Here is a 12,480-nt window from a genome sequence, read left to right on the forward strand (position 1 = left end):
ATCGTCCTTTCTGTGTGAGCGTCAGCTCGTCTCCGGTCCGCGCCGCAGTGCCGGGCCGGCGTGCCCGTTCGCCATCTGTTGCTGGTGGATGTCCGACCGGGTGGTGCTGGCCAGCCAGATGCCGCCGATCATGGCGAGCCCGGCGACCACCTGGATCGCGAGCCGCGGCCCGTCGGTGGCGATCTGCTCGTGGAACGCGGTGACCCCGATCGCGACGCCGACGGCGGGGTCGACGATGGTGATCGCCATGAGCGGCACGGCGATCCGCGAGCTCTGGAAGGCGTTCTGGTTGAGGATCACCGCGGCGAGCCCGACGACGATGAGCGCATAGGTCTGCCCGCGGGTGAGGACGGCGATCGGCTCCACGGACAGCTGCTCGGTCAACGCCTTGAGCAACGACGCGGCGATGCCGTAGAGCAGGCCGCTGGCGACGCCGAGCAGCACGGCCCGCAGCCCGTTGTGGGCGAACAACGTGCCGGCCAGGCACACCCCGAGCATCGGCCCGGCCCACAGTGCGACCCCGAGCCAGTCCTTCACCGACGGCTCGGTGATGCCGGGGCGGGGGTCGGCGGCGATGAGGAACGCGGCCAGGCTGGCGCCGCCGAGCGCCACCACGGCGTAGTCGCGCGTGTGGACGGGTCGCCGGTTGAGGGCCGCGGACAGCGGAATGGCCAGGAACAGGCCGGTGATCAGCAGCGGCTCGACGAGGATGAGCGGCCCGAAGGTGAGCGCGACGGCCTGCAGTGCGGTGCCGATGCCCTCCGGCACCCAGGCCAGCAGCCATCTGGGCCGCTGCACCAGCCGCAGGAGCAGCCGGGGATCGAGCGGCGGCGCTCGCTCCTCCTTCTTGGCCTCACTCTGCTCGAGCGCGGCACCGACGGCGAAGGCCGCCGCCGAACCCAGCGCCGCGACAACCGCGACAGCGCTCATGACGCCCGACCGCGGGTGTCATCCGCGGGCATCGGCACCCGCGAGCGTCGGCCGTCCGCGTGCGGCGATGCCGGCGATGCCGATCGCCGGATCCGTGGCGAACAGCGCCATCCCGGCGTCGCGGGACCGCCGGCCCCGCTCGCCACCGGCGGCCTCGGCCAGCGCCCGCCCGAGCTCGTCCGGGCCGCGCACGAGCGTGGTCACCCCGGCCTCGGCCATGGTGGCCGCGCTCGCCTTGCCGTGGCCGGGAAGCGGCCGGTACGTGAGCACGGGCAGCCCGCTGGCCATGGCCTCCAGCGCGGTGAGCCCGCCGCCGTTCTCCACGAGCACGTCGGCGGCGCGCAGCAGCTCCGGCATGTCGTCCACCCAGCCGAGGACGTGTCCGGTGCCGGCCCGTGTCATCCGGCGCAGCAGCGCCGTGTTGTGCCCGCAGACCGTGACCGGGATCGCCGCGCCCGTGGCCGCGATCTCGGCGGCCGCCGGCGCGACCTCGCCGACCCCCCAGGCGCCGGCGACGAGCAGCGCGAGCCGGCCGTCCGGCGGCAGACCGAACCGCTGCCGGGCCCGCAGCTTCGCCGCGGCGGACGCCGGGCGGCACCGCTGGGACACCACCCGGCCGGCCACCCGGACGTCGCCCGCTCCGTGGGCGAGCGCCAGGAGCCGGCCGGTCTCGTGCGCCACGAAGTGGGCGTCGACGCCGGGGGAGAACCAGATCGGATGCGCGGCGAAGTCGGTCAGGTAGGTGATCACCGGCACGGTGACCCGCCCGTCGCGGCGCAGCGGGCCGAGCAGCTGGCTGGCGATCGGGTAGGTCGACACGACCGCGGCGGCGCCGGCGGGCAACGCCCGCAGCATCCGGGAACGCACCGGGCGCAGCAGGGCGCGGATGACCGGCCCGGCACCCCGGAACCGGCAGGCGATCGCGAACAGGCCGTCGTAGATCCACGGCAGCCGCAGCAGCAGGCTGTGGTACGTGCCACGGAGCAGCCGCCCGAGCCGCCACGGGAACACGTCGGTCAAATCCAGGCAGTCGACCTGGAAGCCGTGATCGCGAAGCCGGGCCGCCAGCTCGCGGGTGGTGCCGTCGTGCCCGGCGCCGACGCTGGCAGAGATCACCACGATGCGGCGGTGCGGGTCCGCGTGGACCGGACCAGACTCGGTGATTGACACGACAGGCGATCTACCGCGAAACCGTGCGGTTCTAACCGCCGGGCGTCGCCGGAAGCTCGCGGAACGGGAGATCCGATGCGGATCGCGGGCCGGGTCGCGCTCGTCACCGGCGCCTCCTCGGGTCTCGGCTGGGCGGCGGCGCTCCGGCTCGCCGACGCGGGTGCGCGGCTCGTCCTGCACGGCCGGGACCGGCGGCGGTTGTCGGCGCTGGCCGGGCGCACCGGCGGGCTGCCGGTGCAGGGCGACCTCGCCGACCCGCAGGAGGCGGACCGGCTGGCCGCGGAGGCGCAGCGGCTCGCCGGCGGGGTGGACATCCTCGTCAACAACGCCGGCGTGGGCTGGGCCGGGCCGTTCGGAGAGATGACGCCGCCGGACATCGACCGGCTGGTCACGGTCAACCTGGTCGCGCCGGTGCGGCTCACCCGGGCGTTGCTGCCGGCGATGTGCGCCCGCGGGGACGGGTGCGTGATGTTCGTGACGTCGATCGCCGGCCGGACGGGCGTGGCCGGCGAGGCGGTCTACGCGGCGACCAAGGCCGGCCTCGACACGTTCGCCGAGAGCCTGCGGCTGGAGACGCGGGGCTCGGGCGTCGGGGTCGGCGTGCTCGTGCCGGGCGTCGTGCAGACCGAGTTCTTCCGGCGCCGCGGCCGGCCCTACGAGCGCAGCAGACCCCGGCCGCTGCCCGTGGACCGGGTCGCGGACCTGCTGGTCCGGGCGATCGCGACCGGCAGCGCCGAACGCTACGCGCCCGGCTGGTTGCGGCTGCCGGTCGCGGTCCGCGGGGCGGCCCCCGGCCTGTACCGGCGGCTGGCCGCCCGGTTCGGCTGACGCCGTCCTATCCGGTGCGCAACGCCCGCAGCGACTGCTTGAGCGACGACATCGTCGCCAGCACGGCCGTCGGCTCGTAGCCGCAGTGGGCCATGCAGTTGGCGCAGCGCGCGTCGCGGCCCCGGCCGTAGCGCTCCCATTCGGTCGTCTCCACCAGCTCCCGGTAGGTGGCGGTGTATCCGTCGGCCATCAGGTAGCAGGGTCGCTGCCAGCCGAACAGCGAATACGACGGCACCGCCCAGGCGGTACACGGGAAGTCGACCCGGCCCTCGAGGAAGTCGAGGAACAGCGGCGAGTGGCTGAGGCGCCAGCGCCGCCGCCGGCCGTTGGCGAACGCCTCGCGGAACAGCTCGCGCGTCTGCTCCACGCCGAGGAAGTGCTCCTGGTCCGGGGCCTTCTCGTAGGCGTACGCCGGGGAGATCATCATCTCGTCGACCCGCAGCTCGTCGTTGAGATGGTCGAGCACGTCGACGACGGTCTGCGGGGTGTCGGTGTTGAAGAACGTCGTGTTGGTCGTGACCCGGAACCCGCGCCGCTGCGCCTCCCGTACGGCGGCCACGGCCTCGTCGAACACGCCGTCCTTGCACACCGAGGCGTCGTGGCGGTCCCGGAGGCCGTCGATGTGGACGGTGAACGCGAAGTACCGCGACGGCCGGAACTTGTCGATCTTCTTCGGCAACAGGACCGCGTTGGTGCACAGGAACACGTACTTCTTGCGCTTGACGAGCTCGGCGGCGATGGTGTCGATCTGCGGGTGCATGAGCGGCTCGCCGCCGGCGATGGACACCATCGGCGCGCCGCACTCGTCGATCGCGGCGAGCGCCTGCTCGACCGGCATGCGGCGCTTGAGAACGTCGGCCGGGTGCTCGATCTTGCCGCAGCCGGCGCATTTGAGATTGCAGGCGAACAGCGGCTCCAGCTCGACCAGCAGGGGAAACTTCTCGCGGCGCCGCAGCTTCTGCGCGACCAGGTACCGGCCGATCCGCAGTCGCTGCCGCAGTGGAATGCTCATCGCCGTACCTCCTTGGGCAACATGAACTCGACGTCCTCGCTCGCCGCGATGTGCTCGTGGGCGGCCCGCGCGCCGAGCCCGGACAAGGCGCCGACGACCTCGTCGACGAGGACAGGTGGTGCCGAGGCGCCGGCGGACACGCCGACGGTGTGGACCCCGGCGAGCCACCGCAGGTCGATGCCGGCCGCGCCGTCCACCAGGTGTGCGGGCGTCCCGGCGCGTTCGGCGACCTCGACCAGGCGGCGGGAGTTGGACGAGTTGCCGGATCCGATGATGATCATCGCCCCGCAGGCGGCCGCGACCTCGGACACCGCGAGCTGCCGGTTGGTCGTGGCGTAGCAGATGTCGTCGGACGGCGGGGCGGCCAGGTCCGGGAACCGGTCCCGCAGCACCGCGACGATGTCGGCGACGTCGTCGACGGCGAGGGTCGTCTGCACCAGGTACGACACCTGCCGCGGGTCGTCGACCCGCACCTGCTCGGCGTCCCGGACGTCCTGGACGAGGCGGATCCGGTCGGGTGCCTCGCCGAGCACGCCGTCGGTCTCCTCGTGACCTTCGTGCCCGATGAGCAGGACGGTGTCGCCGTGGTCGGCGAACCGGCGGGCCTCGCTGTGCACCTTCGTGACGAGCGGGCAGGTGGCGTCGATGGCGTCCAGCCGCCGATCGGCGGCGGCCGACCGGACCGCGGGCGAGATGCCGTGCGCGGAGAACACGGTCACGGCTCCCTCCGGGACGTCGTCGACGTCGTCGACGAAGACGGCGCCCCGCGCGGCGAGGTCGGCGACCACGTGCGTGTTGTGCACGATCTGCTTGCGGACGTACACCGGCGGCCCGTGCAGCTCGAGGGCGCGCTCCACGACGAGGATGGCGCGCTCGACCCCGGCGCAGAACGATCGGGGCGCGGCGAGCACGACCCGGCGGAGCGTGGTGGCGGCTGCCCACTCGTCCAGCCCGGCGGCCACGGCCGGCAGGGCCGCCAGCGCCGTGCGCAGCTGCCTCAGGGTGCCCGGCCGGACCAGCGCACCGGTGTCGGCGACGACCCGCACGCAGACCGCGGGCCGGTCCACCGGCCAGTCCGTGGGCCGGTCCGTGGGCCCGGCGAGCAGCCAGGTCGACTCCAGGTCCACCGCCAGCGCACCGGTGCCGGCGAGCCGGTCCCGCGTCGTCCCCCCGACCGGCCACTCCGTGCTGACCACCGGGCCGGTCCGGACGGTGAGCCCGCGTCGGCGCAGCGCGCCCGCGAGCAGGCCGGCCGCTGGGAGCACGGTCGTCGCCGGCGGGCAGGTGACCCACGGGGCGGTCCGTACCTCGGTGGCCACAACGACGTCGCCGGGCTTCAGCGCCGGGTCCAGCCCACCGCCGACACCGGCCACGGCGAGCGCCCCGGCGCCGGTCATGGCGGCCGAGCGGGTGGCCCGCTCGGACCGGCGGCGCCCGACACCGGTGTGCAGGACGGTGCCGGCCGAGCCGGGCAGGGCGCGGCGCAGCTGCGCCGCCTCCATCCGCATCGGTGCGCAGAGCACCCAGTCACCGTCCGCCCGCTGCCGTGCCGGCGCGTTCATCGGTCCTCCTGCGGGGCGTCGCGCAGCACGCGGCCGAGGGCGCTGATCGGGAACACGAGCCGGTACAGGTGGTAGTTGATGTAGAAGTCGCCCGGGAAGCCGGTGCCGGTGTACTGCGGCTCGTCCCAGGTGCCGTCGGGGCGTTGGGTGCGCAGCAGCCACGCGACCGCCCGGCGCGCGGCGGGCGCGCGGTGCTGGCCGGCGGCGTGCAGCGCCAGCAGGGCCCAGGCGGTCTGCGACGCGGTCGACGCCCCGCGCCCGCGCATGGCCTCGGTGTCGTAGGAGCGCAGGTCCTCACCCCACCCGCCGTCGCCGTTCTGGTGCAGCAGCAGCCAGTCCAGGGCGCGCCGGATCGTCGGGTGCTGCGGCCGGATGCCGGCGGCGACCAGGGCGGGGACGACGCAGCCGACGCCGTACACGTGGTTGGCGCCCCACCGGCCGAACCAGGAACCGTCGGGCTCCTGGGCCCGCACCAGCCATCGCACGCCGCCGCGGGTGACGGCCGAGCCGGCCAGGCCCTGGGCGCACAGCGCCTCCACGATGTGGGCGGTGACGTCGGCGCTGGGCGGGTCGATGACCTCGCCGAAGTCGCAGAACGGCAGCTCGGCGACGAGCGCGCGGTCGTTGTCGGCGTCGAAGGCGCCCCACCCGCCGTCGCGTGACTGCATGCCGGCCAGCCAGCGGGTGGCCCGGTCCAGCACGGCGTGGTCCCGCAGCGGGGTGCGTCGCAGCGCCAGGATCACCTCGGCGGTGTCGTCCGTGTCGGGGTATCCGTCGTTGTCGAACTCGAACGCCCACCCGCTCGGCGGGACGCCCGCGCGGCGCACGGCCCAGTCGCCACGGGTGGTGATCTCCTCCCCGACCAGCCAGCTCCCGGCACGGGCGAGGGCGGGATGGTCGTCCGGGACCCCCGCGTCGGCGAGCGCCGTGACCGCGAGCGCCGTGTCCCACACCGGCGACTGGCACGCCTCCAGCCGGCGGATGGTCCCGTCGGGCGTCCGCTCCCGGACGGTGAAGCGCTCAAGCCCCTCGATCCCGGCCCGCAGCACCGGATGCGTGAGCGGATACCCGAGCAGGTGCAGGGCGATGAGCGAGTACACCCACGGCGGCTGGATGCCGCCCCAGGAACCGTCGGCCTCCTGCCGGGCCACGATCCATTCGGCGGCGCGGCGCAGCGCGTGGCGGCGCACCGAGCGGGCGGCGACCCGCTCGTAGCCGCGCACGGCCAGGTCGAGGCGGTGCAGCCAGCCGGCCCGGCGGGACAGCGGCGGCGGTGGCGGCGGCCGCAGCCCGGTGCGCAGCTCGGGCAGCGAGAAGCCCAGCGACCGGACGGGCCGGGTGGCCCGCACGACCGCCAGCGGCACGATGGTCTGCCTGGCCCAGCACGCGAAGTCGTACACGTTGAACGGCATCCACGCGGGCAGCAGGACGAGCTCCGGCGGGATGGCGGGCACCTGGTGCCAGGGCCACTCGCCGAACAGCGCCAGCCAGATGCGGGTGAACACGCGGCTGCGTTCGACGCCGCCGTGGTCCCGGACGAACGCGGACGCCGCCGCCATGTGCGGCGCGTCGGGCGCGTCGCCGGCCAGCCGCAGCGCCGCGTACGCCTCGATGGTGGTGGACAGGTCGCCCGGCCCGCCGTGAAAAGTCGCCCAGGCGCCGTCGTCGAGCTGCCGGGAGCGGATCCAGCGGGCCGTCTGCGCGGTCAGCTGCTCGTCGCAGATGCCGAGGAACCGGCGCAGCAGCAGGTCCTCGGCCTCCATCGTCACGTTGGTCTCCAGCTCGCCCTTCCACCAGCCGGCCGCGTCCTGCAGGCCGAGCAGGTGTGCCGCCGCCCGGTCCAGGCCGGCCCGGGCCCGGTCGTAGAGCTCGTCGACGGCGGGGACCTGCGTCAGCACCTGGGTCATCAGTGGTCCCGTCCCGTCACCAGGCGGGCGAGGTCCACCAGGTCGTCGTGCACGTCCGCGGGCAGCTCGAGCGCGGCGAGCTGGTCCAGCGCGCGGGCCAGGTGCCGGTCGGCCTCGTCCTGGACCCAGTCCCGGGACCCGGACTCCTCCAGGAGCCGGCCGGCGGTCATGAGGTCGGCCTCCTGCAGCTCCTCCGTGGACGCGAACAGCGACCGGAAGTCGTCGCCGGCGGCGGTACCGGAGGTGAGCGCGTGCACGATCGGCACCGACTTCTTGCGCGCCCGCAGATCGGACCCCACCGGTTTGCCGGTGCGCGCGGGCTCGCCCCAGATGCCGAGCTGGTCGTCGACGAGCTGGAAGCTCATCCCGAGGTGCGTGCCGAAGCGGGACAGGCCCTGGGTCAGCGCCGCGGGCGCGCCGCACAGCAGCGCCCCCAGCGTGCAGGCGCACGACATCAGCGCCGCGGTCTTGTCGGCGGACATCGCGAGGGCCTCGTCGAGGCTGACGTCGTCGCGGCGCTCGAACTCCAGGTCGGCGGCCTGCCCGGCGATCAGCCGCTGCACGTCAGCGTCCAGCCGCCGGGCCGCCTGCGCGCTGCCCGGCCGGCCGTCGCCGGCGAGCGCGTCGTGCGCGAGGACCATCAGGGCGTCGCCGGCGAGGATCGCCGCGGCGGTGCCGAAGACCGCCCAGGCGGTGGGGCGGTGGCGGCGCATCGTGTCCTGGTCCATGACGTCGTCGTGCAGCAACGAGAAGTTGTGGGCGAGCTCGACGGCGGCGGCCGCGGCCGCGCCCTGCTCGGGCGGGTGACCGGCGGCGCGGGCCGACAGCAGGGCCAGCGCCGGGCGGATGCCCTTGCCGCCGGCGGCGGTGGGTGCCCCGCCGGCGTCGCAGTAGCCCAGCTGGTAGGCGCCGACGCGCTGGTTGCGGGGATCGAGGCGACCGAGGAGGTCCCTGATCCGGGGCTCGACCAGGGCGGGTACCTGATCGAGGCAGGCAACGGATGCGATGGTCAACGGGTGCCCTCCAGGTTTCGGTTCGAACACATGAGGTGGGCGAGCACGACGTCGGCGGCGCGGTGACCGCTGCGGACCGCGCCCTCCATCGTGTCCGGCCACCCCGTGTCGGTCCACGCGCCGGCCAGGACGAGGCCGGGCAGGCGGGTCGCCGCGCCGGGACGCAGCGCGCGGGTGCCGGGAGCCTGCCGGAACGTGGCGTGCGGCTCGCGGGTGACGAACGTTTCCAGCACCCGCGCCGACCGCGCCGCCGGGAAGAGCCCGGCGACGGCGGCGGCGTAGGTGGCGGCGAGCGGCCCGGCGGGCACCGTGATGGTGTCGTCCGCGGCGGAGATCGAGACCACGAGATACTGACCGTCGGGCATCGACGGCGGCGTACGGTCGAACACCCACTGGACCGGGGACTCCACCGCAGCGGCGAAGGGCAGGCGGGTGACGACCGAGTCGTAGCGCAGGTGGACGTTCACGATCGGGGCGCTGCCCAGACCCTGCCAGCCGGCCCGGTCGTCGCAGGCCGCGGCCGGCACCAGCCGCGCGGCCGCGGTGTGCGGCACGGCCAGGACGACCGCGTCGGCGGCGAGCTCGTCCCGGCCCGCGCGACCGGCGGCGCCGCCGATCGCGACCCGGAACCCGGTGGTGTCCGGCTCGACCCGCTCCACCCGCCGCCCGGTGTCCACCCGCACGCCGAGCCGGGTCAGCAGCCGCAGCGCGGGACGGCCGTGCAGGCTGGACAGCGGTGCGATCGGGCGCCCGATGTCACCGGCGTCGGCCCGCTCCAGCAGCCCGGTCCGGAACACCCGTGCGGCGAGGGCCAGCGACGCCTGCTCCGCGGGGGTGTTGAGCGCCGCGACGGTGATCAGGTCCCACAGCCGGCGCACCGCGCGGGAACCCTGGCCGTGGTCCGCGAGCCAGCCGCCGAAGCTGATCCGGTCGTTGCCCGGATCGTCGGGATCCACGGCGCGCAACGCGTTGGCCGCCGTGATCGCGCGCCACCGCTCCCGGACGTTCAGCAGGGAGTACCCGGCCAGGGGCGGGAGCAGGTGGGCCGGGGCGGGCAGGCCACGGGCGCGGGCCAGCACGTGCGGCGCCCGCCCGGGCGCCAGGACCGGGACGGAGAACCGCGGCTGCAGCCGGGTCAGGCCGGTGCTGCCGAGGCGGTCCAGGAGATCCCGGTACCGCTCGTAGCAGCGCAGGAACACGTGCTGCCCGGTGTCCACGACGAGACCGCCGTGGTCGAACGAGTACGTCGCCCCGCCCAGCTCGCCGCGCCGTTCCAGCAGCGTCACCCGGTGCCCGGCGTCGGCGAGGCGGACGGCGGCGGTGATGCCGGCGAGCCCGCCGCCGACGACGCACACCTCGCGGCCCGCGTCCGCCGCCGGCGGGCCCGGCGTCATGCCGTCCGCCTGACGAGCGCGCGGACGGCGACCGTGGCCTTAGCCCGGGACGGCAGCGACAGCCGCGTCCGGGTGACGGCCATCGGGTCGCTCACGATGCGGGCCAGCAGCCGGTGGTAGATGCCGGCCATGGCGGCGGTGCAGGCGGCGCTGCGCGCGTCGAGCATCGGCAGCAGCCGCAGGCCGGTCTCGTACCAGCGCTCGGCCCGCTCGGCCTCGAAGCGCACAAGGGCGCTGAACCGGTCGGGCGGGTCGGCGAAGCCGTCACCGTCAGGCTCCAGGTTGCAGCCGAACCGGTCGAGGTCGTCCTTGGGCAGGTACACGCGGCCGTTGTGGCGGTCCTCCCGCAGGTCGCGCAGGATGTTGGTCAGCTGCAGGGCGATGCCGAGCGCGTCGGCCAGCTCGGCGGCCCGTCCGGATGCGCCCGTGTCGAACACGCCCAGGGACAGGCGGCCGACGGAGCCGGCCACGCACCGGCAGTACCACAGGAGGTCGTCGATGGTGGCGTACGTGGTGCCGCGGACGTCGGCCGCGCAGCCGTCGATCAGCTCGTCGAAGGCGTCCAGCGGGATGGGCAGCCGGCGCGCGGCGTCGTGCAGGGCCAGCAGCACCGGGTCGTCCACGAGTTGCTGCACCGCCGCCTCCGGCAGGCGGTGCAGCGACTCGCGGACCCGGTCGAGCCGGGCCAGCTTCTCGTCCGCGGGCAGGTCGCCGTCGCCGATGTCGTCGATGCGGCGGGCGGTGGCGTACACCGCGGACAGCGCGCGTCGCTTGTGCCTCGGCAGCAGGCGGATGCCGTAGGAGAAGTTGCGGGCCTCCCGGCCGGTGATCTCCTCACACCGCCGGTACGCCTCGTCGACGTCCTCGGCCGCACTCACCCGATGCTCCTGGCCATCGCGGCCAGCCAGGACGCCGCGATGTCGCGCCGGCGCGGGCGTGGCGGTCCGGGCAGCGGGTCGTATCCGCAGCGCTCCAGCGCCCGCAGCGTCGCGTACCCGCCGGCGAGATAGCCGCCGACCGCCACCCGGGCCCAGCCGTGCAGGGTCGCGAGCAGCGGTGCGCCGGCGTCCAGCCACGCCTTCGCGCGGTCGGCCTCGAACCGGACGGCCGCCCGCAGCGCGCCGCTCGCCGTGGCCGCGGCCAGGTCGGTCTCGGGCACGCCGAACCGGTCGCGGTCGGCCGCGGGCAGGTAGACGCGGCCGCGCCGGTGGTCCTCCGCGATGTCCTGCAGGTGCTCGACGACCTGCAGCGCGGTGCAGATGCGGCCCGACAGCTGTACTTGTGCCGGGCCGGCCTGGTCGAACACGTGCAGGACCAGCTCGCCGACGGGGTCGGCGGACAGCGAGCAGTACCGCACCAGCTCCTCGACGGTGGCGTAGCGGGTGACGACCTGATCGACGCGGTTCGCCTCGATCAGCCGCAGCAGCGGCCCGGCGGGCAGCCGGCACGCGTCCACCGTGGGGGCGAGCGCGCACACCACCGGGTGCTGCACCGGCCGCCCGTCGTACAGCCGCCGGACCTCCGCCTCGAACACGTCGAGCATCGCCGTCCGGTCGGCCGCGGTCACCCCCACGACCGGCTCGTCACCCAGGTCGTCGACGAACCGGGCGTAGCGGTACAGCGCGAACAGGTGCCCGCGGGTGGCCCTGGGCAGGATCCGCAGCGCCACCGGGAAGTTCTCCGCCCGGGCCCGCGCCTCCAGCGGGACGGGTGCCGCCGGCGCTCTCGTCGCACTGCTCATGTCAGGCGCCCGCCCCGGCGCAGGAGGTGGCCCGTGACGCCGCGAAGAGATCCGTGCCGCACATGGCGGCGCGCTACCCGCAATCACGCGCCCGTAACCGGCACCGCCGCCCGGCGCGACGGCTGTCTCGCACGTGGCGACCCGTCACGGGACGTGCTGGCTCATCCGGGCGAGTCGCAGGCCCTGCCGCTCGCACTCACCGGCGACCGCGGTCAGCGCGCCGAGCGCCGACCGCCAGGCGCCCGGAGCCGCCGCGCAGTCGCTGTCGTGCAGCAGCAGGGTGGCGCCGCCGCGGATGCCGCCGGACCGGAGGTGGGCGAGCACCGTGCCGGGGGTGGCGCCGGCCTCCCAGTCGCGGCCCCAGGCGCTCCACAGCACCGGACGCAGGCCGAGCCGGGCCGCCGCGAGCAGGCTCCCCGCGGAGAGGATGCCGTACGGCGGCCGGAACCAGGCGGGCCGGACCCCGCAGGTCCCGGCGATCAGCTCGGCGGTCCGGGCGAGCTCGTCGTAGACCTGGCCCGGCGTCATCCGGAGGTGATCGCGGTGGGTCCAGCCGTGGACCCCGATCTCGTGCCCGTCCTCCTGGATCCGGCGCAGCAGGCCGGGTGCCTTCGCCGCCATGGCGCCGAGCACGAAGAAGGTCGCGGGGACGCGCAGCCGCGCCAGCGATCCCAGGAAGGCCGGCGTGGACGCGGGGTCGGGGCCGTCGTCCAGGGTGAGCGCGACGGTGCCCGGGCGGCCGGCGCCGCTCAACGTCCGCAGGCGCCGGCGGACCAGGGGCAGAGCCGTCACCGCGGGCCCGGCGTGCAGCGCCACGACGGCCGCGGCCACACCCGCCGCCAGCAGCCGTCTGCGCATGCGACACCTCCACGCTCGCCCTGTGGCCGGGGCGGCTACCCGGTGGCGTGGCCTCGAAACGGCGG

At 75.3% G+C, this 12,480-nt stretch carries 11 protein-coding genes and 1 pseudogene; 1 reads left to right on the forward strand and 11 read right to left on the reverse strand.

Going from position 1 to position 12,480, the window contains the following annotated elements:
- Window positions 1–21: 21 nt before the first annotated feature.
- Together ABD332_RS05595 and ABD332_RS05600 are read right to left on the reverse strand one after the other, a co-directional pair.
- On the reverse strand, window positions 22–930 hold the full coding sequence (locus tag ABD332_RS05595; protein ID WP_344500172.1) for a DMT family transporter: 909 nt from the start codon (window positions 928–930) through the stop codon (window positions 22–24).
- An 18-nt stretch (window positions 931–948) separates the two neighbouring features.
- Complete coding sequence (locus ABD332_RS05600; protein WP_344500174.1) at window positions 949–2,100, reverse strand: MGDG synthase family glycosyltransferase; 1,152 nt, start codon at window positions 2,098–2,100, stop codon at window positions 949–951.
- A gap of 75 nt (window positions 2,101–2,175) precedes the next feature.
- On the opposite strand from ABD332_RS05600, the gene ABD332_RS05605 reads away from it, so the two are divergent.
- Complete coding sequence (locus tag ABD332_RS05605) at window positions 2,176–2,928, forward strand: SDR family NAD(P)-dependent oxidoreductase (RefSeq protein ID WP_344500176.1); 753 nt, start codon at window positions 2,176–2,178, stop codon at window positions 2,926–2,928.
- A gap of 7 nt (window positions 2,929–2,935) precedes the next feature.
- Here the strand turns inward: ABD332_RS05605 and hpnH are convergent, their stop codons facing one another.
- From hpnH to ABD332_RS05650, 9 genes and pseudogenes are all read right to left on the reverse strand, one after another.
- Entirely contained in the window at window positions 2,936–3,940 is a 1,005-nt protein-coding gene (gene hpnH / locus ABD332_RS05610) for an adenosyl-hopene transferase HpnH (protein ID WP_344500178.1), read from the reverse strand.
- On the reverse strand, window positions 3,937–4,890 hold the full coding sequence (locus ABD332_RS05615) for a 4-hydroxy-3-methylbut-2-enyl diphosphate reductase (RefSeq protein WP_344500738.1): 954 nt from the start codon (window positions 4,888–4,890) through the stop codon (window positions 3,937–3,939). The genes hpnH and ABD332_RS05615 overlap by 4 nt, the downstream gene beginning before the upstream one ends.
- Before the next feature lie 174 nt (window positions 4,891–5,064).
- Window positions 5,065–5,502, reverse strand: a pseudogene (locus ABD332_RS05620) (phosphorylase family protein); the annotation flags it as partial.
- The gene (gene shc / locus ABD332_RS05625; protein WP_344500180.1) at window positions 5,499–7,409 is read right to left on the reverse strand and encodes a squalene--hopene cyclase; all 1,911 of its coding nucleotides are present in this window, start codon (window positions 7,407–7,409) and stop codon (window positions 5,499–5,501) included. The gene shc and the pseudogene ABD332_RS05620, both read right to left, overlap by 4 nt.
- The gene (locus ABD332_RS05630) at window positions 7,409–8,422 is read right to left on the reverse strand and encodes a polyprenyl synthetase family protein (RefSeq protein WP_344500182.1); all 1,014 of its coding nucleotides are present in this window, start codon (window positions 8,420–8,422) and stop codon (window positions 7,409–7,411) included. Before ABD332_RS05630 ends, shc begins: the two co-directional genes overlap by 1 nt.
- A complete protein-coding gene (hpnE, locus tag ABD332_RS05635; protein ID WP_344500184.1) occupies window positions 8,419–9,816 on the reverse strand; it encodes a hydroxysqualene dehydroxylase HpnE in 1,398 nt (465 codons plus the stop codon). The genes ABD332_RS05630 and hpnE overlap by 4 nt, the downstream gene beginning before the upstream one ends.
- The gene (hpnD, locus tag ABD332_RS05640) at window positions 9,813–10,694 is read right to left on the reverse strand and encodes a presqualene diphosphate synthase HpnD (protein WP_344500186.1); all 882 of its coding nucleotides are present in this window, start codon (window positions 10,692–10,694) and stop codon (window positions 9,813–9,815) included. Before hpnD ends, hpnE begins: the two co-directional genes overlap by 4 nt.
- Window positions 10,691–11,557 (reverse strand): squalene synthase HpnC, encoded by an 867-nt coding sequence (gene hpnC / locus ABD332_RS05645; RefSeq protein ID WP_344500188.1) that lies wholly within the window; start codon window positions 11,555–11,557, stop codon window positions 10,691–10,693. Before hpnC ends, hpnD begins: the two co-directional genes overlap by 4 nt.
- A gap of 144 nt (window positions 11,558–11,701) precedes the next feature.
- A complete protein-coding gene (locus ABD332_RS05650) occupies window positions 11,702–12,415 on the reverse strand; it encodes a polysaccharide deacetylase family protein (protein WP_344500190.1) in 714 nt (237 codons plus the stop codon).
- Window positions 12,416–12,480: the final 65 nt, after the last annotated feature.

This window comes from Dactylosporangium maewongense, from assembly GCF_039531485.1.
GTDB classification, from domain to species: Bacteria; Actinomycetota; Actinomycetes; order Mycobacteriales; family Micromonosporaceae; genus Dactylosporangium; species Dactylosporangium maewongense.